This window comes from Mucilaginibacter pedocola (assembly GCF_002013915.1).
Classification (GTDB): Bacteria; Bacteroidota; Bacteroidia; order Sphingobacteriales; family Sphingobacteriaceae; genus Mucilaginibacter; species Mucilaginibacter pedocola.
In genome coordinates, this window is sequence record NZ_MBTF01000010.1 from 65,644 (window position 1) to 91,900 (window position 26,257).

Annotated in this window: 31 protein-coding genes; 19 read left to right on the forward strand and 12 right to left on the reverse strand. The window is 45.3% G+C overall.

The genetic code is table 11. The annotated features are described in order from the left end of the window. Nucleotides 1-147 precede the first annotated feature (147 nt). The 3 genes from BC343_RS11880 to BC343_RS31005 all read left to right on the forward strand — a co-directional run bounded on the left by BC343_RS11880 (nt 148) and on the right by BC343_RS31005 (nt 728). On the forward strand, nt 148-339 hold the full coding sequence (locus BC343_RS11880) for a hypothetical protein (RefSeq protein WP_078348005.1): 192 nt from the start codon (nt 148-150) through the stop codon (nt 337-339). Between the two features lie 23 nt (nt 340-362). Beyond that, entirely contained in the window at nt 363-515 is a 153-nt protein-coding gene (locus BC343_RS31000; RefSeq protein ID WP_156088749.1) for a hypothetical protein, read from the forward strand. Nucleotides 516-578: 63 nt separating this feature from the next. Next, nucleotides 579-728, forward strand: a complete 150-nt coding sequence (locus BC343_RS31005; protein WP_156088750.1) for a hypothetical protein — start codon at nt 579-581, stop codon at nt 726-728. Nucleotides 729-803: 75 nt separating this feature from the next. Here the strand turns inward: BC343_RS31005 and lpxB are convergent, their stop codons facing one another. Genes lpxB through surE form a run of 3 tightly spaced genes read right to left on the reverse strand, consistent with a single transcriptional unit; the run spans nt 804 to nt 2,957 of the window. Next, nucleotides 804-1,916, reverse strand: a complete 1,113-nt coding sequence (gene lpxB, locus BC343_RS11885) for a lipid-A-disaccharide synthase (protein WP_078348006.1) — start codon at nt 1,914-1,916, stop codon at nt 804-806. Continuing rightward, nucleotides 1,913-2,179, reverse strand: coding sequence for a hypothetical protein (locus tag BC343_RS11890; RefSeq protein ID WP_143822161.1), 267 nt, complete (start codon nt 2,177-2,179; stop codon nt 1,913-1,915). Before BC343_RS11890 ends, lpxB begins: the two co-directional genes overlap by 4 nt. Then, nucleotides 2,169-2,957 carry a 5'/3'-nucleotidase SurE gene (surE, locus tag BC343_RS11895; protein WP_078348008.1) on the reverse strand — a complete coding sequence of 263 codons (789 nt, stop codon included), beginning with the start codon at nt 2,955-2,957 and terminating at the stop codon, nt 2,169-2,171. Before surE ends, BC343_RS11890 begins: the two co-directional genes overlap by 11 nt. Before the next feature lie 28 nt (nt 2,958-2,985). On the opposite strand from surE, the gene BC343_RS11900 reads away from it, so the two are divergent. Beyond that, a complete protein-coding gene (locus BC343_RS11900) occupies nt 2,986-3,531 on the forward strand; it encodes a Uma2 family endonuclease (RefSeq protein ID WP_078348009.1) in 546 nt (181 codons plus the stop codon). 46 nt (nt 3,532-3,577) lie between these two features. Here the strand turns inward: BC343_RS11900 and BC343_RS11905 are convergent, their stop codons facing one another. From BC343_RS11905 to acs, 4 genes are all read right to left on the reverse strand, one after another. Continuing rightward, complete coding sequence (locus tag BC343_RS11905) at nt 3,578-4,726, reverse strand: acyltransferase family protein (RefSeq protein ID WP_078348010.1); 1,149 nt, start codon at nt 4,724-4,726, stop codon at nt 3,578-3,580. Nucleotides 4,727-4,878: 152 nt separating this feature from the next. Further along, nucleotides 4,879-5,064 carry a CsbD family protein gene (locus BC343_RS11910; RefSeq protein ID WP_078348011.1) on the reverse strand — a complete coding sequence of 62 codons (186 nt, stop codon included), beginning with the start codon at nt 5,062-5,064 and terminating at the stop codon, nt 4,879-4,881. Nucleotides 5,065-5,126: 62 nt separating this feature from the next. Beyond that, on the reverse strand, nt 5,127-5,480 hold the full coding sequence (locus BC343_RS11915) for an immunity protein Imm33 domain-containing protein (RefSeq protein WP_078348012.1): 354 nt from the start codon (nt 5,478-5,480) through the stop codon (nt 5,127-5,129). A gap of 90 nt (nt 5,481-5,570) precedes the next feature. Beyond that, the gene (gene acs / locus BC343_RS11920; protein ID WP_078348013.1) at nt 5,571-7,472 is read right to left on the reverse strand and encodes an acetate--CoA ligase; all 1,902 of its coding nucleotides are present in this window, start codon (nt 7,470-7,472) and stop codon (nt 5,571-5,573) included. A 173-nt stretch (nt 7,473-7,645) separates the two neighbouring features. Here acs and BC343_RS11925 point away from each other — a divergent pair, with 173 nt between their 5' ends. From BC343_RS11925 to BC343_RS11970, 10 genes are all read left to right on the forward strand, one after another. Next, nucleotides 7,646-8,332 carry a hypothetical protein gene (locus BC343_RS11925; protein WP_143822162.1) on the forward strand — a complete coding sequence of 229 codons (687 nt, stop codon included), beginning with the start codon at nt 7,646-7,648 and terminating at the stop codon, nt 8,330-8,332. Nucleotides 8,333-8,340: 8 nt separating this feature from the next. Then, nucleotides 8,341-8,763 (forward strand): hypothetical protein, encoded by a 423-nt coding sequence (locus BC343_RS11930; RefSeq protein WP_078348015.1) that lies wholly within the window; start codon nt 8,341-8,343, stop codon nt 8,761-8,763. 191 nt (nt 8,764-8,954) lie between these two features. Further along, nucleotides 8,955-9,188, forward strand: a complete 234-nt coding sequence (gene rpmB, locus BC343_RS11935) for a 50S ribosomal protein L28 (RefSeq protein ID WP_078348016.1) — start codon at nt 8,955-8,957, stop codon at nt 9,186-9,188. A gap of 81 nt (nt 9,189-9,269) precedes the next feature. Beyond that, nucleotides 9,270-9,452 (forward strand): 50S ribosomal protein L33, encoded by a 183-nt coding sequence (gene rpmG, locus BC343_RS11940; RefSeq protein WP_022830075.1) that lies wholly within the window; start codon nt 9,270-9,272, stop codon nt 9,450-9,452. A 78-nt stretch (nt 9,453-9,530) separates the two neighbouring features. Next, nucleotides 9,531-9,689 carry a DUF4295 domain-containing protein gene (locus BC343_RS11945; protein WP_078348017.1) on the forward strand — a complete coding sequence of 53 codons (159 nt, stop codon included), beginning with the start codon at nt 9,531-9,533 and terminating at the stop codon, nt 9,687-9,689. Nucleotides 9,690-9,872: 183 nt separating this feature from the next. Beyond that, nucleotides 9,873-10,838 (forward strand): signal recognition particle-docking protein FtsY, encoded by a 966-nt coding sequence (ftsY, locus tag BC343_RS11950; RefSeq protein WP_078348018.1) that lies wholly within the window; start codon nt 9,873-9,875, stop codon nt 10,836-10,838. A 182-nt stretch (nt 10,839-11,020) separates the two neighbouring features. After that, complete coding sequence (rimO, locus tag BC343_RS11955; RefSeq protein WP_078348019.1) at nt 11,021-12,355, forward strand: 30S ribosomal protein S12 methylthiotransferase RimO; 1,335 nt, start codon at nt 11,021-11,023, stop codon at nt 12,353-12,355. Nucleotides 12,356-12,373: 18 nt separating this feature from the next. Then, complete coding sequence (locus BC343_RS11960; RefSeq protein WP_078348020.1) at nt 12,374-12,844, forward strand: HAD domain-containing protein; 471 nt, start codon at nt 12,374-12,376, stop codon at nt 12,842-12,844. Nucleotides 12,845-12,999: 155 nt separating this feature from the next. Beyond that, complete coding sequence (gene bshC, locus BC343_RS11965) at nt 13,000-14,610, forward strand: bacillithiol biosynthesis cysteine-adding enzyme BshC (protein WP_078348021.1); 1,611 nt, start codon at nt 13,000-13,002, stop codon at nt 14,608-14,610. Between the two features lie 101 nt (nt 14,611-14,711). Beyond that, entirely contained in the window at nt 14,712-15,215 is a 504-nt protein-coding gene (locus BC343_RS11970) for a hypothetical protein (protein WP_078348022.1), read from the forward strand. A gap of 70 nt (nt 15,216-15,285) precedes the next feature. Here the strand turns inward: BC343_RS11970 and BC343_RS11975 are convergent, their stop codons facing one another. Continuing rightward, a complete protein-coding gene (locus tag BC343_RS11975) occupies nt 15,286-15,798 on the reverse strand; it encodes a hypothetical protein (RefSeq protein ID WP_078348023.1) in 513 nt (170 codons plus the stop codon). Between the two features lie 141 nt (nt 15,799-15,939). Between BC343_RS11975 and BC343_RS11980 the strand changes: the two genes are divergently transcribed. Next, nucleotides 15,940-17,013 carry an Ldh family oxidoreductase gene (locus BC343_RS11980; protein WP_078348024.1) on the forward strand — a complete coding sequence of 358 codons (1,074 nt, stop codon included), beginning with the start codon at nt 15,940-15,942 and terminating at the stop codon, nt 17,011-17,013. A 224-nt stretch (nt 17,014-17,237) separates the two neighbouring features. Here BC343_RS11980 and BC343_RS11985 read toward each other — a convergent pair whose 3' ends face one another. Next, the gene (locus BC343_RS11985; protein WP_078348025.1) at nt 17,238-17,636 is read right to left on the reverse strand and encodes a DoxX family membrane protein; all 399 of its coding nucleotides are present in this window, start codon (nt 17,634-17,636) and stop codon (nt 17,238-17,240) included. 333 nt (nt 17,637-17,969) lie between these two features. Next, a complete protein-coding gene (locus BC343_RS11990; protein ID WP_078348026.1) occupies nt 17,970-20,789 on the reverse strand; it encodes an outer membrane beta-barrel protein in 2,820 nt (939 codons plus the stop codon). 259 nt (nt 20,790-21,048) lie between these two features. Here BC343_RS11990 and BC343_RS11995 point away from each other — a divergent pair, with 259 nt between their 5' ends. Further along, entirely contained in the window at nt 21,049-22,122 is a 1,074-nt protein-coding gene (locus BC343_RS11995) for a sensor histidine kinase (RefSeq protein ID WP_078348027.1), read from the forward strand. Nucleotides 22,123-22,130: 8 nt separating this feature from the next. Next, nucleotides 22,131-22,907: a LytR/AlgR family response regulator transcription factor gene (locus tag BC343_RS12000; protein WP_078348028.1), complete on the forward strand. Its 777-nt coding sequence runs from the start codon at nt 22,131-22,133 to the stop codon at nt 22,905-22,907. 182 nt (nt 22,908-23,089) lie between these two features. On the opposite strand, the gene BC343_RS12005 is transcribed toward BC343_RS12000, so the two are convergent. After that, nucleotides 23,090-23,758, reverse strand: coding sequence for a hypothetical protein (locus BC343_RS12005; protein ID WP_078348029.1), 669 nt, complete (start codon nt 23,756-23,758; stop codon nt 23,090-23,092). Between the two features lie 51 nt (nt 23,759-23,809). Next, nucleotides 23,810-24,040, reverse strand: coding sequence for a hypothetical protein (locus BC343_RS30750; RefSeq protein ID WP_143822163.1), 231 nt, complete (start codon nt 24,038-24,040; stop codon nt 23,810-23,812). Between the two features lie 406 nt (nt 24,041-24,446). On the opposite strand from BC343_RS30750, the gene BC343_RS12010 reads away from it, so the two are divergent. Together BC343_RS12010 and BC343_RS12015 are read left to right on the forward strand one after the other, a co-directional pair. Then, a complete protein-coding gene (locus tag BC343_RS12010; protein WP_078348030.1) occupies nt 24,447-25,268 on the forward strand; it encodes a 5'-nucleotidase, lipoprotein e(P4) family in 822 nt (273 codons plus the stop codon). Between the two features lie 68 nt (nt 25,269-25,336). After that, nucleotides 25,337-26,203: an aldose 1-epimerase family protein gene (locus tag BC343_RS12015; protein WP_078348031.1), complete on the forward strand. Its 867-nt coding sequence runs from the start codon at nt 25,337-25,339 to the stop codon at nt 26,201-26,203. The last annotated feature ends 54 nt before the right edge of the window (nt 26,204-26,257 follow it).

A 26,257-nucleotide genomic window follows, 5' to 3' on the forward strand; every position in this document is an offset into this window, starting at 1 on the left:
GCGTACGGTGTAAATTTGCCTTTTGCAGCTTTTAAAGCACATTTTTTCGTGCTCATTTACAGCTATTTCAAAAAAAGTTAGCTCTTTTTTTAATGCAGGCTAATTTTTGGCACAGCATTGGAATAAGTACTATCAAACGGAGGCAATATGGAAACCGAGAAGAAACTTGAGGCACCGGCAGAACAAAAGGATTGGGAAAACCCGGCAAACCCGGAGAAACCAGCCGACCACCGGGACGAAGAACAACTGGAACGACAAATGAGGGAAGCGCAGCGTAGGCACGATAACCTTGAAGAGAACCAGGATGAAACAAAAGACAACGAACAAACTAAAAACTAAACATAATTTAAAAATATTGACCTATGAAAACTACTACATCACAAACCACAGCAACTAAATTATTAAACCGTTTCGACAGGGAGTTAAAAGCGCTTTTAATGAACGACCTGAAAGCCGTACGTTCGGTAAAAGAGCAAATGAACGCTCTTAACGCATCACGTTTATCAGCAGCATAGTATTAACACGCATCTACTAAACATATACGATACTAAAAGCATCTACACTAAAAGCATCTACCTATGAAAACCTACCAAAAACCAGCTACCAGCAAATTAGTTGCCCGTTTTGATAACGACCTGAAAAACTTATTAATGGCAGACCTGAAGGCTTTTAAGGAAAGAAGCCAATTTACAACACGCAACAACCAGGCAACGCAACAAGCCGCCTGATCTACATATATTCTATCTATTCTATTTAAAACAGTCCTTTGAGAAAAAGTGAGGCTCGGCATATAATGCGGAGCCTTACTTTTTTGTAGCGTATTTGATGATGAGGCCGGCAGTTTTGGCGGATGCGCCTGGCTGGCCCATGCGTTCGTCGAGCAGATCATAATTAGCAAACATTTGATTGCGATATGCATCCAGCCCTACCAGTTTATCCAATTCGTTAGAGATGTTGTGGATATTGCAGTCCTGCTGTATCAGCTCTTTCACCACATCTTTATCCATTATTAAATTCACCAGGGAAATGAATTTTATCTTCACCAGCATTTTGGCAATGCCAATGGTTACCTTATTGCCTTTGTAAACAACCACCTGCGGCACGTTAAGCAGTGCGGTTTCCAGCGTTGCGGTACCCGAGGCTACAATGGCGGCTTCGGCATTACTCAATAGATCGTAAGTAGCGTTAAACACTACCGGTATATGCGTACCGCCGATGAACTGGCGGTAATATTCTGTATCGAAAGTCGGCGCACCGGCTATTACAAATTGGTAGTTGGTAAAGCGCTGTGCAACCTTTGCCATATCGGGCAGTAATCGGCTTATTTCTTGCTTACGGCTGCCGGGTAACAAGGCTACTATCTTTTTAGCAGGCAGTATATGTTTTTTTAAGAAATCGGGATCGGGTGTAAAAGCCGCTACGGCATCCAGCAAAGGGTTTCCTACATAGTCGATATCCATCCCCCACTGTTTATAAAAATCAACCTCGAAAGGCAGGATGCAGAACATATGATCCACAACCTTTTTTATTTTCAGTACCCGCTTCTGGTTCCATGCCCAAACTTTGGGCGATATGTAGTAGCAAACCAGCAAGCCGTTCTTTTTAGCAAAGTCGGCAATTTTGAGGTTGAAGCCCGGGAAATCTATCAGTACTAAAACATCGGGTCGGTAACTAAGGATGTCCTTTTTGCAAAGGTTCATGTTTTTCATGATGGTGCGCAGGTTAGCCACCACTTCTACAAAGCCCATAAAAGCCATGTCTTCGTAGTGCTTCACCAGCGTGCCGCCTTCCGCCGCCATCAGGTCGCCGCCAAAAAAACGGAACTCGGCATTCGCATCTTTCTCTTTCAGGGCTTTCATCAGGTTGGCGCCATGGAGGTCGCCCGAGGCTTCGCCGGCTACCAGGTAATATTTCATGCTACGCGTATCTTAAAAATAAAAACTATCAGCATAAACGCAAAAGTTGCCATCATAATGCCTTTCACCAATTCCTGCATATCTTTTCTGAAGAAATAGCGCAACAGCACCAAATTAAGCACAATGGCCAGCAAATAAGGCACGGCGGGTTTGTTCATGATAATGGCATCGTTATGCATCACATACTCGAACAATACCCAACTGCCTGCGGGCAAAATGCTTCCTAACAAAAGCCCTGTGGCTGTGCTATCCTTACTCCACATTAAACTTCCAGGTGTTTAGAACAGGGATGGCGTGGTGCGCCGTCATATCAAATTGTACGGGCACTACCGATGCATAGTTGTGCTCCAGTGCCCAAACATCGGTATCCTCGCCGTTATCGTTGTTTTGGAAAACACCGGTAAGCCAGTAGTAAGGGCGTTTATAGGGATCTAACCGCTGGTCAAATTCCTCGGCCCATTTGGCGTTGGCCTGGCGGCATATTTTGATGCCTTTAATATCGTGCGTGTTAGGGAAGTTTACGTTCAGTAAAGTACCAACCGGCAAGCCATTCTGCAGCACCTGCAGGGCTATCTCCTTAATGAACTTTTCGCAATGCTCGAAGTTGGCCTGCAGCGAATAATCATCCAGCGAGAAACCGATAGAGGGGATGCTTTCGATAGCGCCTTCCACAGCTGCCGACATGGTACCCGAGTACAGTACGTTGATGGAGTTGTTCAGCCCGTGGTTAATGCCCGATACACATAGATCGGGCTTTTGGCCTTTGAAAATTTTGGTAACGGCCAGCTTCACGCAATCGACCGGTGTACCGCTGCAGCTGTATATTTCTATGCCTTCGTAAAGGTCAACCTTATCTAAACGGAGCGGTTTGCCAATGGTTATAGCATGCCCCATGCCCGACTGCGGGCTATCCGGCGCTACCACCACTACCCGGCCTATCTCTTTCATTACATGCATCAGCGTTTTAATGCCCGGGGCAGTAACACCGTCATCATTTACAACAAGTATAGTGGGTTTGGCAGATTTCGTGTGGTTTGTCATCGGGAGCAAAAATAACTATATTTAGCTTATGCTACGCTTCGAAAAGAGAGTTACGTTGGATGAATACATGGCAATGGAAATTGGTGCGCCATACCAGTACATCAACGGCTGCCTTATCGATTGGCCATCTCGAACAGTTTTGCATCAACAGGTTTTAGGCAACCTAATTATGGCGACCTATAGATTTGAAGAACGGACCGGCAACGATGGAACGTTTATTATGGGACCTATCGAAACGATTTTAGACCAGCAAAATTCTTTTCAACCTGATATGGTTTATATCTCTAAAGAAAATAACGATATACTTAAAGATTACATTTACGGGGCACCCGACATTGTGATGGAAATATTGTCGCCGGAAAATGCTTATTATGATTTACGCCCAAAGAAAAGGATCTACGAGAAATACGGTGTTAAAGAATACATCATCATCGACCCATTTGAAGAAAATGCCGACCTATATTTATTAAAAGACGGAAAGTTTCACCTGCATCAAAAAGCCCCAAAAGGCGAAACACTACACTCTGTTGTTCTGCCGGGCTTAGATCTGGACATGGGTAGATTATATAAATAAGCACACTTAAAAACTTTGCGTCTTCGCGCCTTTGCGTGAGATAAAACTAAACCACCCTATTCACCAACGGCACTTTCACCAGCAGCATCCCCAACAAAAAGCTGCCGATAACCGCACCAGGGCCAACTACCAATAATTTCAGAGCAGGGTCGATAGCCCAACTGTGCAACAGTACCGAAAGCCCGATCAGTATCAGCGGATGGAATATGTACACCGCAAAGGTGCTGCGCGATAAAGTCGCCCAAATCGGTGAAGGGTTATTCCAGCGTTTTTTGCCGATGCAGAGTAATGTGGTAACCATACAAAAGCCCAGCAATTGTTCCCACACGGCGTACCATAACATGGGCCAATGCCCGCCAACGCTGTAATACTGTACGGGGTAACCAACCATTTGCCGCACAATAACAAACAAGGGGAAACCAATAAGCACCAAGCCCAACACAATGTAGAACATGGTTTTGCCCGTGCGGTAGTCGGCATTGGCTATCCATTTGCTGCGCGATGCGATGATGCCCAAGATGAACATAGCGATGTACTGCGCAAAATGCCCCAACTGGAAACCAAAAGGCTTTAACGACCAGCCGACCGGAAAGAATATACGGGCAACATAGCTAAAAAGCCCCACAACTGCCGCAAAAGCTATTACCCGCCCCACGGTTGGTAATGGCTTGGCTACGCCCCTATCGTCGGCAAACAGGCGAAACAATACATACAGCAGGTTGAACAGCAACAAGGCCAGCACAAACCACAGCACGCCAAAGTTTATCCAGCCATCGAAACCGCCGAGGTATTGCGCATAGGTAATGGCAGGGTGTTCGATGGTGTATGTCATGTAGCTAAGAAAGGGCGACAACACCAACGAGTAGAACACCAGCGGTATGCCCAGCCGAACGAGCCTATCGGTAACGAACTTTGCTGCTCCTTTTTTATCATACGATGTGGGGACGAACAATGCCGACAGGAAAAAGAAGAAACCCATAAAAAATGCCTGGTTCACGGATACGAACAGCGTCATGCCGATGATGGCTCCTTTTATGGTGGTCTTCTCGTTATAATACCAATCGCCGGGGGCGCCGTAAGTGATAAAGGCGTGATGAAGGATCACCAGCACGGTAAGCACTACCTTAAGGTGGTCGATGTATACTATTTTACCCGAAGTGTTTTCGGGTTTAAGAGCCGGTGAAGCTGCAGGCATGGTTCAGTTTAGTTTTTGCGGTGTTAAGATAACTAATCGACACCAATTAGCCTGCAATGTTGCTTTGCACTTAAACAAAAAAAGCCCCGCTATGCAGGGCAATTAGATTGTAAAGGCGTAAGCCTAATCTCTAACCTTCAACCTCTAAGTAACTAAAGGCTATTTATCCAGTTCACCAAATCCTCGCGGGTTTTGCCGGTTTTCTGTTGCAGGCGGCCAAGGGTTTCATCGTCCTTGCCTTCCTCGTGTATCAGGTCGTCGTCGGTAAGGTCGCCGTAGGCTTGTTTTATTTTACCTTTCAGCTCGTTCCAGCCGCCTTTTATTTCTAACTTATCCATGGTTCGTTTCTCCTTAATTTAGATGTATAAAGAGAACATGTGGGGAGGGCATTGGTTTGTTTTTATATTTTTAAAAGCTCGGCATCAAACCAAATATCTTCGTAACCATCATTATCAACTAAAAACCTCCATCCAGGTGCTAAGCCTAAATACTTAAGTAAATATGGTTTATCTTCTAATAGATGCTGAATATGCAATGGCTTGAAAAAATCGTTCGCTGACGAATATTCTCCCGCCCAAATATACCAACCTGCAGTACCGTTTTCAGGGAGATGCCTTAAACCGTTTATTGGCACGGTTGAGCCGTCGAACGATCGTAAAGCTATACCTAAATTAAGATCTAATGGCGCAGGGCAGTACTCGGCACCGTACTTGTCGCAAATTCTTTTTTGCTGCTTAATTAATTCATCTTCCATAGGATTGCTAATTTTATAACTACATCCGTTCAAATTAGAAGCCCGCAAAACTTATGTAATGCGGGCTTCTAATTTTTATTTCCGGCGGGCTTACAAAGCTCCCGCCTTTATCTCTTCCACAACACCCGGATCAAGCAAGGTAGAAGTATCGCCCAGGTTACTGGTATCGCCTTCGGCTATTTTGCGCAATATGCGGCGCATAATTTTGCCTGAGCGGGTTTTTGGTAAACCGGGCACGAACTGAATTTTATCCGGCTTGGCAATTGCGCCAATAATGCGCGATACCGTCATGATGATATCCTTGCGGGTAAGGTCCTCGTCGCCATGCTTGGTTGGGCTTACTACGAATGCATAAACCCCCTGGCCTTTTATATCGTGCGGGTAGCCTACTACGGCGCTTTCTACCACGCTGCTGTGCATGTTTATGGCGTTTTCTACCTCTGCGGTACCAATACGGTGGCCCGATACGTTCAGCACGTCATCTACACGGCCGGTAATGCGGTAGTAGCCATCCTCGTCGCGCAGGCAGCCATCGCCTGTAAAGTATAAGTTATCGTACGTAGCAAAGTAAGTGGTACGGCAGCGCTCGTGGTCGCCATACGTAGTACGCAGCATACCCGGCCACGGGAATTTGATGCAAAGGTTACCGCTAACGCCGTTACCTTCTACTTCCTTACCGTTCTCGTCTACCAAAATAGGTTGTATACCCGGCAGCGGCAGCGTGGCATAGCCCGGTTTCAGCGGGGTTACATTGGCTATCGGCGATATCATGAAGCCACCGGTCTCGGTTTGCCACCAGGTATCAACAATAGGGCATTTGCCCTGGCCAATTTTCTCGTCGAACCAGTGCCAGGCCTCCTCGTTTATCGGCTCGCCTACCGAACCTAATTTTTTCAGCGAGGAAAAATCGCGGCCCTTCAGCACATCATCACCAAAACTCATCAGCGAGCGGATGGCCGTTGGCGCAGTATATAATATGTTTACTTTAAATTTCTCTACAATGTCCCACAGGCGGCCTGCATCCGGCCAGGTAGGTACGCCCTCGAACATTACCGAAGTAGCGCCTTGCGTAAGCGGTCCGTAAGCAATGTATGAGTGGCCGGTTATCCAGCCGATATCTGCCGTACAGAAATAAACTTCGCCCGGCTGGTACTGGAAAGCATTGCTGAAGGTATAGCCTGTATAAACCATGTAGCCGCCGCAGGTATGCACCACGCCCTTTGGCTTACCGGTAGAACCCGAGGTGTACAGGATGAACAACATATCCTCGGCATCCATCTCTTCGGCAGGGCAATCGGGGTTACCCTGTGTCTCTACCTTTTTTATCTCATCTTCCCACCATACATCGCGGCCTTTTATCATGGATACCGGGGTATGGCTGCGGGTAAGCACAATTACACGTTTGATAGAGGGGCACTGCACCAGCGCATCGTCAATGATCGATTTCAGCGGCACCTCTTTAGTACCACGGAAACCACCATCGGCAGTTATTACAATATTACACTCGGCATCCTTTATCCTATCGGCTATGGATTGTGCCGAAAAGCCGCCAAATACTACGGAGTGAATAGCACCGATACGGGCGCAGGCCAAAACGGCAATGGCCAACTCGGGCACCATAGGCATATAAATACAAATGCGGTCGCCTTTTTTGGCGCCGTTGTTTTTAAGCACATTGGCAAACTGGCAAACTTTGGCGTGCAGTTGTTTATAGGTTAGGATGCGGTGGTCTTCGGTAGGGTCGTTAGGTTCCCAAATGATGGCGGGGGTATCGCCAATGGTATCCAGATGGCGGTCGAGGCAGTTCTCGGTAATGTTAAGCTTGGCACCTTTGAACCATTCTACTTTTGGCTCTTTAAAATTCCATTCCAAAACCTTATCCCAAGGCTTTTTCCACTGGAAATTATTGGCAATACCTGCCCAAAATTCCTCGGGCTTTTCAACGCTCAGGCTGTAGGCCTGCTTGTATTCTTCAAACGACTTAACTTGCATAACTGATTATAAATGGTGGCGTAAATTAGTAATTTTTGTGTTAAGCCATCAATAAATTTGCCACTTTTTAAAATAGTTTAAAAAGTTTTAGGGCAAATATTCCTATATTGAGATATTTTGATGGGATAGGTAACATGATTAGACCAATAGTATTAACCGTATGCGTCTTGTGGATGGCAAAACTGAGCTACGCACAGGAGATTCAAAAGCTGGAATTGACAAATTGGGTTCAAGGCTGTCCTAAAAACATTATCGAAAATGTCTACGCCAAAAAGAAAGGGGCACTGAAGTTCAAAAAAATCTTGGCTGATACCAGCAAATTCGAAAAACCTGTAGACGGGGTATTCAATTATCGCAAGCCTTTTATCCACCTTACGGTCTATCACTCTCACGAAAGAGAGTTTACAAGCGAGCGTTTGATGGACACGAGCAAAATTGTTACAGTAGATGTTTTTAGCAGCCGTACTGGTGAGAAGATGGAGACTAAACTTTATCCAAGAACCGGAGATTCTATCCAAAGAGAACAACCGCTATATCGAACAATAAACTTATATGACAAAGGTTTCCATGACGACCTGATCGGTTACAAAAAAATAAATCAATACCAAAAAGTGGAATGGTTGAAGCTTTACAAGTTCGATAAACGAGAGCTTTTGATAGCTGTACTCGACTATGAAAACGGAACTGTGATCAACAGCAAAATAAAAATAGAATATCTCCGCTTTGACGAAAACGGCAACTGGCTAAAGCGCCGCGAACGAACTTATTTGAAAGATGGAACAATAGCCGGAACAACATTGGTAACGCGTACTATTACCTATTATGCGGCGAAAGCTAACAGAATAGAGACTTATTACTAACCTTTAAAATGAAACTATCAAAAAACAACGCCATCGCTCTGTTAGTAGATATCCACCAGAATACTGAAGAATATGCTGAGGCTACTGTAAAAACAATTTTAGAAGACAAAGACTACGACGGCCTTATTTACCCGCCCAACACAGGCTTTACAGATGATGAAAAGGCAGAGCTAAATAAGCTTAGGAATAATGAGCATTTGAAAAGCGCATTGGGCAAAATATTGGCAGATAATAGCGCCAACGTAGTATTCAGCTTGTTTAATATCATAGATGGCACAACCGACCCAAAAGCGCTATCCGAACAATGGAGCGGCGTAAAACTGGTAGATAATGATGCCGAAGATGGCGCGGAACCTTTTGGCGACATGCTGCACGATGGCTTTTTAGAAACCTATTGGGCCTGGCAGGGAATAAAAGAACAAGAAAATTGAAGCCTGTTTATTGCTGAGAATCGCGCAAAACAGCCCCATTATAAAGATATATTTCATATTGCCCGTCGAGCGACCCACTGCATCAAAATCTTTTTGAAAAATTTCTTAAATCGCTATTGCTTATGTGTTTGAAAAAGCAGATATTTGCAAACTCTTTTTAGGAAAAGGGCGAGAATTAAAAAATATTTGTCATGTCAAGAATTTGTGATCTAACTGGAAAAGGCTACATGAATGGTAACAGCGTATCAAACTCGAACGCTAAAACCAAACGCAAGTTTCATCCAAACTTACAACTGAAAAAGTTTTACATCCCTGAAGAAGATAAATGGATCACTTTGAAAGTGTCTACTTCTGCTGTTAAAACTATCAGCAAACTGGGTATTACTGCTTGTATCAACAAGTTTGTAAAAAAAGGTTCTATATAATATAAATTAGTTTTTGCGTAATGAGTGGTGGGTTAGTTTAACTCAAAGCTCAAACACCCAAAACTCAAAACAATATACACGATGGCTAAGAAAGGTAACAGGGTACAGGTAATATTGGAGTGCACAGAGCACAAAACCAGCGGCATGCCGGGCATGTCTCGTTACATTACCACCAAAAACAAAAAGAACACTACCGAGCGTTTAGAATTGAAAAAATTCAACCCGGTATTACGTAAAGTAACCGTTCACAAAGAAATTAAATAGTAATTGGTTGATTAAGTGAGTGGTTGATTGAGTTAAATCACCGTTTCATTGATTCATTCATTAAATAATTAAAACGACATGGCAAAGAAAGTAGTTGCAACCCTGAAAGTAGCAGGTAAAGGCAAAGAATATTCAAAAGTTATCACTATGGTTAAGTCGCCACGTACTGGTGCTTACTCATTTAAAGAGCAAATTGTTCCTAACGATAACGTTAAGGATGCAATTGCCGGCAAATAATAACCGGTAGCTTTTGCTAAAATATTAAAAGCCGTCTTGTATATTACGAGAGGGCTTTTTTTGTTGATGTGCAAATTAGGTAGATGTGCAGATGTGCAAATTTCAGATGTGCAGATGCGGACTACCCGGCCAACCCGATAATAATCTGCACATTTGCATATCTGAAATCTGCATATCGAACACATGGGATTATTTGATTTTTTTAAGAAAAAAGAAAGCACGCAGCAAGAGCAACAGGCACTTGATACCGGGCTGGAAAAAACCAAGGATAATTTCTTTTCCAAATTAACCAAGGTTGTTGCCGGTAAGTCGACCGTTGATGATGATGTGCTCGACGACCTGGAGGAAGTACTGGTAACTTCCGATGTAGGCGTTACCACCACCCTCAAAATAATTGAGCGTATACAGGCACGCGTTGCGCGCGATAAATACGTAGGCACCGGCGAACTGAACGGTTTGCTGAAAGATGAGATACAAAAACTCCTTGCCGAAAATAACAGCAACGATTTCCGCAACTTCGAATACGGCAACCATAAACCATATGTAATAATGGTAGTTGGCGTAAACGGCGTAGGTAAAACCACCACCATAGGCAAACTGGCCCATAAGCTTAAGCAAGCCGGCAACCAGGTAGTACTGGGCGCTGCGGACACCTTCCGCGCAGCAGCGGTTGACCAGATAAAACTTTGGGGCGAGCGTGTTGGCGTAAAGGTTGTGGCACAAGCCATGGGTTCAGATCCGGCTTCGGTAGCTTACGATACCCTGCGTTCGGCAGTGGCCAATGGCGATGATGTGGCAATTATTGATACCGCCGGGCGTTTACATAATAAGGTGGGTTTAATGAATGAGCTTACGAAAATTAAGAACGTAATGCAAAAGGTTATCCCCGGTGCCCCGCACGAAATATTGCTGGTGCTGGATGCCAGTACAGGGCAAAACGCCATTGAGCAATGCAAGCAGTTCACCGAGGCAACAAATGTAAACGCATTAGCATTAACCAAGTTAGACGGTACTGCCAAAGGCGGTGTGGTAATAGGTATATCCGACCAGTTTAAAATACCGGTAAAATACATAGGCGTAGGCGAAGGCATGGACCACCTGCAACTGTTCGACAGGCAAGCCTTTGTCGACAGCCTGTTCAAGGGCTAACACCGCTTTGTCATTGCGAGGAGCGGCGTAAGGCATTGCGCGCCGGGGCGACGTGGCAATCTCGTAGCTAATGCATAACCGCTTTGCAAACTACAGAGTTGCCGTGCTATCGCTCGCAACGCCATAATTTATTAACGTTTCCATCGGTGAAATCAATCCTTCATCGGTGTAATCATATCAATATGAGGACTAAAGAAATAAGCAAACCCATACTAAAAAGTAAACCCCGCGTAAACGTGGTTACTTTGGGCTGCTCAAAAAATATATACGATAGTGAAGTACTAATGGGCCAGCTGAAAGGCAATGCCTATGACGTGGTACACGAGGCCGAGAAAGTAGGCAGGAACGATATCGTGGTAATAAATACCTGCGGCTTCATCGATAATGCCAAACAGGAATCGATAGATACCATTCTGCAATACAGCGAGCTGAAAGAGCAGGGCAAGGTAGGCAAGGTAATTGTAACCGGCTGCCTTAGCGAACGCTACAAACCCGAACTGGAAGCCGAGATCACTAATGTGGATGCATACTTTGGCACTAACGATCTGCAAAACATCCTGCACAACATAGGTGCCGATTACCGCCACGAATTGATTGGCGAGCGTCTACTGACTACCCCTTCGCATTTTGCGTACTTTAAAATTGCCGAAGGCTGTAACCGCCCCTGCTCGTTCTGCGCCATCCCGCTGATGCGCGGCAAGCATGTGAGCACCCCTATCGACCAATTGGTAAAAAATGCCGAAAACCTGGTAAAGAACGGCACCAAAGAACTGATATTAATTGCCCAGGACCTTACCTACTATGGTTTGGATATATACGGCAAACGCAACCTCGACGAATTATTGCGCCGCCTGAGCGATGTGAACGGCGTGGAATGGATACGTTTGCAATATGCTTACCCCGCAGGGTTCCCAATGGAGATATTGGATGTGATGAACGAGCGCGATAATATTTGCAAGTATTTGGATATGCCGCTTCAGCACATTACCGATAATATGCTAAAATCGATGCGCCGTGGTTTAACCAAACAAAAAACTATCGACGTAGTGAACGAGATACGCGACCGCGTACCGAACATTGCTATGCGTACCACCCTTATTACGGGCTACCCCGGAGAAACAGAGCGCGACTTTGAAGAAATGGCGCAATGGGTAGAAGATACCAAATTCGACCGTTTGGGTTGCTTCACCTACTCGCACGAGGAGAAAACACATGCCCATACCCTGGTTGATGATGTGCCCGAAGAAGTAAAGCAGGAGCGTGCCGATGCTATTATGGAAATTCAGCAAGGCATCAGCTTCGATAAAAACCAGGAGAAAATAGGCAACACCTACAAAGTACTGATCGATAAAAAAGATGGTGGTTACTTTGTTGGCCGTACCGAATACGATTCGCCGGAGGTGGATAACGAGGTGCTGATAGATGCAAGCGTTGACTATGCCGCAGTAGGCAGCTTTGTTAATGTGAAGATAAACAACGCCGAGGATTTTGACCTTTATGGTAATATCCTAAAATAGCCGGCATACATTCGGCTTATGCTAATCCTATTAGATATTGATGGCGTAATGGTTCCGGCAAACTCCTGGCAAAAGCCGGATTTGCTGGAAGATGGCTTCCTTGCTTTTAGCTTGAAGGCGGTGGCCGCTCTTCAACGCATTATCGATGCAACCGGTGCAGGCATAATGCTAACAACCTCCCACAAGAGTAACTACCCGATATCACGCTGGAAAGACATCTTTGCTTTGAGAGGCATCGCTACGGTCGAGGTAAACTCACTAAGCAGCAACAGCTTGCTCATCAGCCGTAAAGAGGAAATATTGGCCTGGTATGCAGATCAAGGTACACCACCAGAACATTTTGTCATCCTTGATGATGATAAAGGATTGAACAACCTACCGGCGCATATCAAAAGCCATTTAGTACTCACAAGTTCTTCAGTCGGGCTAACGGATGAGTTGGCTGCTACAGCTATCACCATACTTCAAAAAAACAGCGGACATTATTAGCGGTCATTGCCGGCCATTATGGACAAATTGTAAAATAAGCCCGCAATTTTGCAGCACGATGTTTGATTTAGATTTTTAACATCTAAATTCGGCGTTTATGGATGCCACTTCGATATTCAACATTCGAAATTCAGCATTCGATATTCAAGAAAACAATGGAAGCTGCCTGTATTGACTATAAAGAAACGGGATACTTTTCCCAAACCGTTGCCGACTACCTGGCCGATGTGCCCGAGTTACGTTCGTTTTATAGTCACCGACCTACTATGCAGGGTTTTGCCGAATTATTAGGGCAAAAGAAAGTTGTTGCTAACCGCCAACTATTGGTGGAAGTTCTGCTGGAACAGTACTTCCACAACTCTGATAAAGGCACACCGGAATTAGAAGCAGCCGAGCTGGTTCGCAAGCAGATAGAGTTGTTGGGTGCCGATAATACCTATACCGTTACTACCGGCCATCAGCTAAATATTTTTACCGGTCCGCTTTACTTCATCTACAAAATAGTAACAGCCATAAAGCTTTGCCGCGAACTTAAAGAGTCGTACCCCGATAAAGAGTTCGTACCGGTTTACTGGATGGCATCTGAAGACCACGATTTTGCCGAGATAAACTACACCAATATTGGCGGCAAAAAAGTACATTGGTGGTACGAGGCTTCGGGCGCTACCGGGCGTATCAATCCCGATACCATGCGCCAGGCACTTAACCAATACAAAGGCGTATTGGGGATAGACGGGCACTCCGCGGAACTTGGCGAAATGGTAGAAACTGCCTACACCGCCTTTGATAAACTGGCAGATGCTACCCGCTACCTCGTTAACGCACTGTTCGGTCGTTACGGGCTGGTAATTATTGATGCGGACGACCATAGGCTGAAACAATCTTTCGCCCCTATTATTACGCGTGATGTTATCGAACAAAACAGCTTTAAAAACATTAGCGCCGTAAACGAAAAACTGCAGCAACTGGGTGTACACATACAGGTAAACCCGCGCGAGATAAACTTCTTTTACCTGAAGGACCAGCTTCGCGAACGCCTGGTGTTTGAAGACGGCCGTTACGGCGTTAACAATACCGAAATTAACTTTAGCGAAGAAGAACTAAAACAGGAAATAGCCACCTACCCCGAACGCTTTAGCCCCAACGTGGTGATGCGCCCGCTTTACCAAGAGTGCATTCTGCCTAACATTGCCTACGTAGGCGGCGGTGCCGAAGTAGTATACTGGCTGGAACTGAAGTCGAATTTCGATTTCTACGGCGTGGATTTCCCGATACTGATACTGCGCAATTCGGCTTTAGTTATCCCGAAGGAAACTGCAGCCAAAATAAAAAGCATGGAGCTATCGCCGGCCAACCTGTTCAAAAGCACCGACGAGATCAAGAACAGCTGGGTGCAAAAACACAGCAACCACGATCTTACCCTTGCCGACGAATGGCGTGAGATAGAGCGCGCTTTTGATAAAATAAAACTCCGCTCGCATAAGATAGACCCAACCTTGTCTCCATCAGCAGCAGCCGTACAAGCCAGGCTGAAACATGCCATGGATAACTTCCAGAAGAAATTGGTAAAGGCCGAAAAGCGCAACTACAAAACCCGCCTCGAGCAAATAGAACACATCAAAGCCGACCTGTTCCCCAAAAACAGCCTGCAAGAACGCCAGGAGAATTTTGGCTTAAGCTATGTAAAATGGGGCCAATTATTCATTGATGAGCTCATTCGCAACTTCGAGCCGCTTGATTTTAAGTTTACGGTGCTGACGGAGTAAAAACCCAATTAAATCTTTGTAAAATATTGCAATGGTGGAGTCTCATTAAAAATTTCGATTGCGATAATAATTCGTGAGATTAGATAGCTAAACCTATTACAATGAAACTATCAGTTATTGCCTTTTGTACGATCCTGTCAACACATATCTTTTTTCAAAAACGGCCACAATATTTTTTCCCTCAATTAGATGGGACAAAGAAAGAAATTGAACTTGCCGCCAAGCAATATGGGGCTGTACTTAAGTACAATAAGCAAGTGCCTAAAACTAAAACGGTGGCGGCTCACAGCGAGTTGGCTTTTGTTTTCCCTAAATTGGATAAGGATGATGTTTACCTGGCCACTTACTATTTAAATGCTAAAGGCGAGTGTTTTCAGCAAAACCTCTACTATGGAAGTAATGAATTCTTAAATCATTATATCAACCAATTTGACAACCCTAAAGTAAATTTTAACAGGGTGGGGCAAAACTTAAAATGGGAAGGAAAATTTATTGAATTAGAACTGATAAAATCGCCCCCACGCTTAGTTCAGGGAAATCAGGTTTTGTATTCCAAGCTAAGCGTACCAATAAGCCCTTCAAAGCCGGAAATAAATAATGTGTAGATATTTACAAATATTCATAAACAGCAAATGCCGGCATCACCGGCATTTGTTGTTTATAAATACTGTTAGCTTATTGCACAATAGCTACATCAAATGTGCCTTCGGTAATTACTTTTTTAGAGGCTGCGCCATCCAATGAAAATTCGCTAAGCCCGCCGCTAAAGGTGCCCTTAATACGGGTAGCCGAAGCACTGGTGATAGTTACGGTTGCCTGGTTGGCAGCATCGTCGTCATTAAAAAAAGTATCATCATCTGCATTGCTCGAGCTGAACATAATAACCGGCTTGTCGTCGTCGCTGGTGGCAGTGTTGCTATAGGTTTTGCCAACTACCGGTGAGCCGTTTATGGTAACCGATATTTGCGAACCGTTGGCAGCAGTACCCTGCACCGCAGTAAATGATAACCCGTTCACTGAGCCGGTAGCTGCAAAAGCGTTAGTGTTGAACGTTGTAGCCGTGCCATCAACTTTGGCGGAAATAGTGCTGGCAGACTTGTTGTCAGAATCTTTCTTGCAAGAAGAAACAGAGATGGTTGCAAAAGCAACTACAAAAAGCAAAATTGCTTTAAATGGTTTTGTGATCATGCGTTTAGGCGTTTTTAATTATTTAATGGCACTAAGATAGGTAGTTTCTGCCTACTTTCATTGTTAAAAAACGTTTTAGTTCAATTATCTCACCGTCGGCGCGTATAAAGTAATATTTAGCTAAACCCTATCTTTGCCCTCATGATCATCCCCGAAACTCAACTCCGCCGATTCACCCAAAACGTTTTCATGGCCATGGGCTGCAGCCATGAACATGCTGTATTGGCTGCTGACGTATTGCTCAAATCGGACCTTCGGGGGATAGATTCGCATGGCGTAGCACGCTTAAGCGGCTATGTGCGCCTTTGGGAAAAGCGGCGCATTAACCCTACACCTGATATTAAGATCGTTCACGAAACTGCAACTACGGCCACTATTGATGGCGATGCCGGTTTGGGTTTGGTAGTTGCGCCATTTGCTATGCAGGTGGCTATTGAAAAGGCTAAAACTTACGGCTCGGGATGGGTATCGGTACGTAACTCTAACCATTTCGGTATTGCGGGTTACCATGCCCTAAAGGCTGTGGAGCAGGATATGATTGGTTTTGGCATGACCAATGCCAGTCCGCTGGTGGCGCCAACTTTTTCGAACGAGCGCCTGCTGGGTACTAATCCCATGTGCTACGCTTTCCCGGCAGGCAATTATCCGCCGGTTATTGTTGACATGGCTACATCAGCAGCTGCCAATGGCAAGTTGGAAATAGCCCAGCGCAGCGGCAAACAGGTACCCGAAGGTTGGATACAAAACGGACAAGGCAATGCCACTACCGACCCGCATGCCCTCAAATCGGGCGGCTCGCTTCTCCCCTTAGGCAGCGACCGCGAGCACGGCAGCCACAAAGGTTTCGGACTAAGCGCTACGGTAGATATTTTATCGGGCGTGCTTTCGGGTGCGGGCTTTGGGCCGTGGGTGCCGCCATTCGTTTCTTTTTTAGAGCCGCCGGTGAATCCGCCCGGGCAAGGTATAGGCCACTTTTTAGGTGCCATGCGCGTAGATGGTTTCCGCCCGGCAGAAGCGTTTAAAAAAGATATGGATATCTGGATAGAGCGATTCAAAGGTGCTTCAACCATCCACCCCGATCAAAAAGTCATCATCCCCGGCGAACCCGAACTGGAAGCCGAATTGGATAGAATGCAAAATGGCTTCCCCTTAGTAGATGCCGTTGTAAAAGATTTGCAGGAGTTGGCGGCGAAGTTGGGGGTAGAGACATTATAAATGCCCCTTTTACATGTCGGCTATTTAACCACAGAGAACACAGAGAGAAAAACACAGAGGTTCGCAGAGAGATTTGCAAGCGGGCCAGAGAGTTCTTCGAATTGGTTATTTCTTTCTTTGTGTCCCTGCGTGAAATAAATAACCTCCATACAGGCTCTGTGTACCTCCGCGTAAAACTCTGTGTACTCTGCGGTTAATTAATAAATAAGCTATGTATATACCCCTCACACCTTCGGATGAAAGGCAAATAGCATTTTATAGTACTTATGATAAGCTATCAGCAGGAAAACATTTAGCCCAACAACTGTAATACCCAAAGGCAGCAACTGGTGCCCCAGGAAAACATCAAACAAAAACATGTTCAGTGTTATGGGGAACAAAGCTATCAGGAACAAAGCGGTAAAACGGTTTGTTAGCAAGCTCAATCCGCAAAGCATTTCCAGTATTTTCAGGCAGGGGAAAAAGTATTCTGCGCGTGAGAGCGTCATGAGGTAATTATCGGCCCGCCTATCCAGCAGGGGAAAATGTATAATGCTATCTAATATCTGCACAAACTGGTTAATGCCAAATACAAGGAAAATAGCGCCAAGTATTACACGGGCAATAATAATTGCAATTTTCATGATGAAGGGGGTTGGGTTTATGTGGTTTACTCAAATATAAATGAAATAAACGCGAATTGAGTGAACACGAATTACACGAATTGAGAAAAATTTCACGAACTCATTTTTGGCGTCAATTTAAGGTGCCCGATACGTGTTGATCTATTGAGTTAACACGAATAGAACGAATTGAGAAAAATCTCACAAATCTATTCTTGATGCCTAACTAACACAGCTGTAGCCTTTTAATTTGTGAAATTCGTTTTAATTAGAGCAATTCGTGTTATATAACAAAGGCGCCCATCGCGGGCGCCTGTTGCTGAATATAGAAATTGATCATGTAAAGTCCGTTGATTAGAACGGTGGCGGGCCGCCCGGGCCGGGGCCACCACCCGGAGGGGGGCCGCCTCCCGGAGGGCCTGTTGGCCTTGCGCCTGCAAATTTAGACAACCTTAAAGTAAAGCTCAGCAAGAAGTAACGCCCCAGTTTGTTAGAATTGGTTTGCGTAACATAGCTGCCGCTGCTGGTAGCGCTGTAGCCGGTATTCTCGTTAAAAATATCATTCACCGCAAAACGCAGGGTGCCTACGTTGCCTTTCAGGAAACGGCGCTCCACATAGGCGTTCAGGATGTTGGGGTTAGTTGCGCCGGTGTAGCCGTAGTATAATTGCTTGGTGAAATCGTAGCTCAGGGTCCAATCCTTAAAGAAATAGTTTTTTCCATTCAGTCCAAGGTTTAGCGAGCTGAATTTGTTGTTCACGTTGGCTGCGCTTAGCGTATTGGTGGTGCGGTTAATGGCGTAGGTGGTGTTGGCTTCGGCATCAATAATATCTTCAATATTCACCCTGAACCTCACGCCCTGCGATAGTACCAGGTTTTTGGCGATGTTCTTTTCTATCGATAAACCATCATCTCCAAAACCGCCTATGTACGATATATTGTTGTTATAGTTGGCATTACCCTGAAAAAACAAGGTGTACTTACGTTTCTGCCATGGTTTGGCAAACACATAAAAACCGTTGGCCGCGTAATAACCATCCGCATTTTGGTAGGTGGTTAATATGGTACCGGCCAGGTTAGGGTCGGCAGCGGTTACAGGGTAGTTAATGGTGGTAGCTACAATTTTGTTGCTGCTTTGGGTGAACGACAGGTTACTGAAGAACACATTCCCCGATGCAAAATCGAACTTATTGTAACGGATAGAGAGCACGTTGTTAAACTCCGGCTTCAGGTCGGCGTTACCCTGCACCGGGTACGAAGCATTAGAATAATCGGTAACCGGTTGCAACTGCGTATAGGTTGGCTGCTGGCTGGTACCGTTGTAGTTTACGCTGAGGGATTGGCTCCTGCTGAAGTTATAAATAAACCTAGCGTTCGGCGCCCAGTTGAACTCCTCTTTACGGTTAACAGGCGAGCCCGGCGAACTACCCTCCAATACCGATGGCTGCGCCACAACACCCAAAGTGTAGTTGTATTTCTTGTCGATAAAACGAAAGTTCAAACCGAAACGGTTGGTGGTAAAGTTATAATTGTAATTATTGGTAAGCAGCGCGTAGTTGTTACGCACATTGCCCGAAAGTGTATCAGTATTCCTGTCTGCGCTGGTAGTTTGGTATTTATAACCATAAGTAAACTCCAGGAAGCTCTTTTTAGCCAACGGCTCCAGGTACGATACGTTGGTACCCACACTATCGGTACGGCTGGCGGTGTTGATGAACTGGTTTAGCGGTGCGTTCGCAGCACCCTCTATGTAAGTATAAATTGGGTTTTGGTACTGGTCGATATGGTATGAACCTGCACCTACGTTAATGCTGAAGTTACGCCCTTTTTTAGCAAAGCGGTGGTTGTACAGCACATTGGCGCCATAGTTTGGCGCGGTAGAATGCAGGTACGAGCTAAAGGTGTAATCAGATATTGTCTGCGTTGCGTTTATCAGTTGGTTGGCCGCAGTTTGGTCGGTAGTGATACCTGCGAACGAAAACGTAGGGCTTATCTTTAAATAGTTTACCGTATCAGGCTTGTACTCAATATTAAAGTTAAAGCGGTGGTTCAGGTTAGTGGTTTCCTGGTTGCTGCTTTGGGTATTGGTACTGGGGTTACTCAGCGATGTATTGTTTTGTATAGTAGTGCTAATGGTATTTACCGTGTTGTTAGAAAAACTGTAGCTGCCATACACGGTAGTTTTTTTGCTCCAGCTATCGCGATAGTTGAAACCTATGCTGCGCGAGGTGGTAATACCATTCCCCGAGTTGGAATTCATTCCCGGAGGGCCACCGCCACCACGCGGGCCGCCGCCACCCGGCGCACCACCGAATGTGAACAGGTTGGTGTTGGCATTGTTGATGTTACCTAATACGGCTATTTGCCTGTCGCCATCAAACCTGAAGAGGTTGGCTTGCGCTGTATAGCGGCTGTCTTCGTTACCTTGCGGTAAAATATCCTTGCCCCCGCCTACGGTAGCCTGGCCAAAGTAGCCGAAGTTTTTGCTGGGTTTTATATTGATGTTCAATACTTTTTCGGGCTCGCCGCTTTTTACGCCGGTGATGTTGGCCTGGTCGCCGTAATCATCAATTACCTGTATGCTCTGTATCACATCGGCGGGCAGGTTTTTGGTAGCTGTTTTTACGTCGCCGCCAAAAAAGTCCTTACCATTCACGCGTACTTTGGTTACGGTTTTGCCTTGCGCGGTAATGTTGCCGTCTTTATCAACATCTACACCGGGGAGCTTTTTTATCACATCCTCCACCGGGGCACCATCCCGTACTTTGTAGGCAGCGGCGTTAAACTCTACAGTATCTTCCTTCAGTTTCACGGCATTCACATCGGTAATAGTTACTACACCCAGCATGCGCGTATCCGACTTTAGGATGATAGGCAACAAAGTGAAAGGTGTGGTTTTATCATCCAGCGTAAAGTGGCGTTTGATGGATTGATATCCCATGGATACCACTACCAGGCTAAACTCTTTTACGGTTACGTTATGGAAAACAAAGCCGCCGTTAACATCGGTAATAATGGCGCTGCTATCTTTAGCGGTGATAATTTTTACCGTGGTGCCGGGCAGGGTAACGCCGGTGCTGTCTTTCACCACGCCTTTTACATCCCTGCCTGCCTGGGCAAACACCTTTACCTGCAACAGTAAAGCAAGGGCCAGAAATAAGTATTTAAGTTTCATGATATATTTTATGATGCACAAAACAATAGCTTTGGCGCGGCATCAAAAAACGCTATAGACAGAGGCTTGCACTACATAGACGGAGGCCCGTTTTTAACCGCCGAAGCCGTAAAAGTTACGCCGACTGCCCCAAATGGCTTTTTAAAGGTTATCATTGCCTGTTCGTCGGTAAAAACCTGCCCCCCGCAGATAATTGTTGGGGATATACCATGCCGATACGTAATATTGTAACACGCTGTTTACAAAGCCATTATAGCAGATGATATTTCAACGATTTAAAAGTTCATTCGGCAGCATCCTTATCCAGGCATTGATATGGATAGTGCTGGGCAACATATTGCTGTTTTACCAGCCCTTTTTGCGCGATATTGATGTACCCTACCAATTTTGGATAAAGCAAACCATTGTGTTTGCCCTGCTGATAGGTGCCTACTATTTAAATGCCTATGTGCTGGTGCCCACCTTTTTGCTGAAAAAGCGCAACGGCATTTACTTTTTGCTGCTTACGGCGATAGTTATAGCTGTTGTATTTTTAACCGGCTTTACCGATAAATTCCTCAACATTCACGATCTGCTGGAAGAAGCCTTTCACAAACGCGGCCCGCATAAAGGACCGGGCGGCAGGCGCGGCTTTATGGATACCTTTACAATCATCCTGGCATCTTTGGTATTAGGAATCAGCACCAGCGTGGCCACCGTGCAGCGCTGGCAAAAAGAACGCGCCCGCCAAAAAGAGATGGAGGCCGAAAAAATAAGCTCGGAGCTATCCTTCCTGAAGGCACAGATAAATCCGCATTTCTTCTTCAATACGCTTAACAATATCTACGCGCTTACGCTGGTGAATGTAGAAACATCGCGCACTGCCCTGCACCAATTATCGCGTATGATGCGGTATGTGTTGTACGATACCCAAAACAGCACCGCCCTGCTGAGCCAGGAGATAGCCTTCATCAAAGATTATATCAGCCTGATGCAGCTGCGCCTTACCGAGAAGGTAACGGTAGATTATAAATCGCCAAACCCGCTGCAGGAGCATCCTATTGCGCCCATGCTGTTTTTGCCCTTTGTAGAGAATGCCTTTAAACACGGCGTGAGCGATACCCTGCCCAGCACCATTGAGGTACACATTACGCAGGATGATAACCAGGTGAAGCTGCGTGTAAAAAACACCAATTACAAAAAGAAGGGTGCCGACCTGGAAGATAACAAAGGCATAGGCCTGGCCAACACCATCCGCCGCCTGGAGCTGCTTTACGCCGGAAAATACATTTTAGATGTAGATAACAATTTGGAAAGCAACGTTTATACCGTTAACTTAACCATATCATTATAAACCACCTCATGACCATTAACTGCATTGCCGTTGACGACGAGCCGCTTGCCCTCGGCTTAGTGTGCGCCTTTATTGAGCAAACCCCTTTTCTGAAACTGGTGGGCAAATACGGCAGCGCGGTAGAAGCCCTTGGCGGCTTGCAGGCCAACAAGGTGGAACTGATATTTTTAGATATACAGATGCCCAACCTCAACGGCATCGAACTGGCGCGCGTACTGGATGCCCGCGGGCCTAACAAACCCCGCATTATTTTCACCACGGCCTATAACCAATTTGCGTTGGAGGGCTATAAAGTAGATGCCCTGGATTATTTGCTGAAACCTTTTAATTACGAAGAGTTCCTCCACGCCGCCAATAAGGCATTGGCTTACGCCGAATTGGTACATAAATCTAACAACGCCGCCCCCGCAGCAAGCGCCCCCGCTGCTGAAGCGGCTGCCCCCGCCCCGGCCGAACATGTGGAAGATGATTACCTTTTTGTAAAAGTGGAGTACCAGTTGGTGCGCATTGCCCTGAGCGATATCCTCTACCTCGAAAGCCTGAAGGATTACGTAAAAATATACCTCAAAAGTTCTGATAAAGCCATCCTCACCCTAAGCAGTCTGAAGGCACTGGAAGAAAAACTACCCGCCAAACGTTTCATGCGCGTGCACCGCTCGTACATTGTATCACTTGATAAAATAAACTCCATTACCCGCAACGCCCTGCAAATAGGGAAGATAAACATTACCGTTGGGGACCAGTATAAGGATGCGTTTGGAGCTTTTTTGAGCAGGTGGGTTTAGGTTTTTAATCACTGGTCGAAGTTTATAACTTCGACTTAAAATGGCTTAAGCTTTCAGCTTAAGGACATTAAGTCTGTCACCAATCAACTATCCGCATACCGAAAGCTGTAAGCTTTCATTGTTTTAGGTCGAAGTTACGCTGCGCTAAACTTCAACCAGCATCAGGCAGCTTCTTTTAATACTTAATTTCCAAAGAAGAATCGGTTTGTTTCTGCTGAAAAGGCAAACCGTTTATCATATAAATAACTATACTTCGAATCGATAAAGATCTCACTAGCATAGCTACCTTTCGGAGGTTTAAGACCAAGGCTAAACCTTAGCGGAACGAGTTTGCAGTTCAGGGTATCTACATAAAACGCTTTGGGTTTTAAAACAAAATTTCCTGACTTATCCAGTGGAGGATGGAAATCTTCCCAGGTTGATCTTCCCGGAAAGATGACCACATAATATTTCCCTTTAAATTTTACGGAACTATAAACAGCATCGAAAAATAAGGAGTCGGGTTTAGAAAATGTCGCCACCGTTTTTAGTTTGGCTGCACCTTTAAAAACAAGTTGCGTACCATTAATGCGGTAAGGCAGGTTCTGTGTATTATAAATAATTTCAAGCTTGAATGCAGTGTGCGCTATGCCGTCCGAGGTGCCATCTTGTAATACATTCCCGATGCGATATTTTAATATAAGCGCATTGGGCTTCGAAAAAGGAACTGCTGCATAACTCACCTTGATACTGTCGGTGAAGTTATTTTGGGTAGGCGTTGCACTACAAAAACTTAACCGGCATGTTGCAATTAAAAAGCACAGCAATGTGCCCCACCACCCATATGATATTTTATAGTTCTTAAAGGCCATGGCTTGCCAGCAAATTCAATTGTTCCCCTAACTGTTCGAAGTTACGCCGCGCTAAACTTCAACCAGTGTTTTTGGGTTATTATCCCCTAACCTCAAGCCGGCTTTTTCCTTCATCATCAATCCCACCCCTATCATTAAAAACGAACCGAATGTTGGATAAAGCACCACGAAAGTTTGGTGTACGCCTTTTACAGATAGCACCAGCGCCATAAAGATATGCAATGTGGATATAACAACTATGCCTACTGTGCCGAGGACGAAGAATGGATGAAGCTTTTTCATTTTGCTTTTTTTGGGTTATGATATTTAGATATCGATCAGGGAGAAAAGTTACAACTCGGTCCATCCACGCGTCAAGGCTTAACTGAGAATATGTTAGTTATCAAACGCCCAACACAACAATCAAATATCTCATTATCAATTATTTAACAATTAAAAATAGAAAATAAAAAAAAAGGTTAACACAATAAGGCCCACCAAAATACATAACTTCATATTTATCAATAATTTACCGACAAAAGGATCACAAAATGTGTTAAGTTATGTTAACCCTGATCTCACTCAACAGCATAGGCATCTTCCCCCTCGCTCGGCACTTTAACCCTTGGAAAAACGCCGGGAATAAATAATCCTCCACCCCGTCACCAATTACAATAAACTTCGTCATATTTGTGTTATACCAACAGATATGAAGAAGACCATTGCCCCCCTTGTAGCTGTGCTTATTTTGGTAAGCGCCTGCTCTACCCAAAAGAAAACGCAACCCTTAAGCATTGCCAATGGCGGCAAGGTGTGGTCGTCGGCATGGCAGCAGCGTTCTGCCGAGTATAAGGCGCTTTGTTTCCAGGCGTACAATTTGGCCAAAATGCGCCTGAATGAAGCCATTCGTACCGAAGGCTCTAAACCTTTCGCGGTGGTTACCGATATCGATGAAACCCTGTTGGATAACAGCCCCTATGATGCCGCCCGTGCCGATTCTAATTTAGAATATACACCTGCCACCTGGAAAGCGTGGACCAACAAAGCCGCTGCTGATACGGTACCCGGAGCACCTGCCTTTTTTAAATATGCAGCATCAAAAGGCGTAACGGTTTTCTACATCACCAACCGCGATGAGGACGAAAAAGCCGCTACCATCCAAAACCTGCAAAAGTTTGGTTTACCCAATACCGATAATGAGCATGTGTTGATGAAACAAGGCACATCGAGCAAAGAGAGCCGCCGCCAAAGCGTACTTTCTACCTACAACATTGTATTGCTCTGCGGCGATAACCTGCCCGATTTTGATGCGTTGTACGATAGCCTAAAAGAAAAACGCCAAACTGAAGCAAGCCGCATGGCGGTTACCGAAAGGTTGAAGAAAGAGTTTGGCAATAAGTACATTGTGATACCTAACCCAAGCTACGGCGACTGGGAGAGCGTGCTGTTCGACAATAAAGGCGGAAGCCTCACCGGTGCGCAAAAGGATTCTACCATTCGCGCTAAGGTAAAATTCGATAAGCCCCAATAAGCTAAAATTTGAAACAGGATGATGATGGATTTGTTGCTACCTTTAACTCAAACAAAACCTTTCTCTCCATGACTATCCTCGAAAACGAATTCCTTAAAGTTGCCATAGATGCCAAAGGCGCGCAATTAAGTTCGCTACGCAACAAGGTTACCGGTACCGAACATATGTGGCAGGCCGATGCCGATGTATGGCCCTGGCACGCGCCAAACCTGTTCCCCATTGTAGGCGGGTTGAAGAATGACCAACTGCATGTGAACGGAAATGACTACCCCATGAAACGCCATGGCTTTGCGCGCCTCTCGGAGTTTATTTTGCTGGAAAGCAGCGAGGCATCGGCAACGTTCTCGCTACCAAATTCGGAGAAAACACTGGAGGTGTACCCGTATAAATTCGATTTCCAAGTGTTATACACGCTGATAGAGAATGCCCTGCGCATTACCTATAAACTCATTAATAAAGATAAACAGCCTGTATATTTTTCGGTAGGCGGGCACCCGGCATTTAATGTGCCCTTCGGCCCCGACGAAAACTACGAGGATTACTATATCGAGTTTGAGGCCAGCGAAACACACCATTCACACCTGCTATCAAAAGAAGGCTTGTTTACCGGCGAAACTGCCGAAGTGGCCATCGAAAACCGCAGGCTTTATTTAACCCGCGAATTGTTCGCTGCCGATGCGCTGGTGTTTAAGAATCTGCAGTCTCGCATGGTGACTATTAAAAGCGATAAGCACGAGCATAGCCTGGCAGTAGAGTTCCCGCATTTTAATTACTTAGGGCTTTGGGCAAAACCCGGTGCCGATTTTGTGTGCATTGAGCCATGGTTGGGTTGTGCCGATTCGGAAGGCGAACCGAAGGACATAAAAGACAAAGAAGCCATCCAAAAAGTAGCGGTCGGGCACGTGTTCGAGGCATCGTATTATGTGAGTTTATAAAAATTTAAAGTTTTTTTAAGTTTAGTAAAACATTCATCGGCTTTTTACGATTAT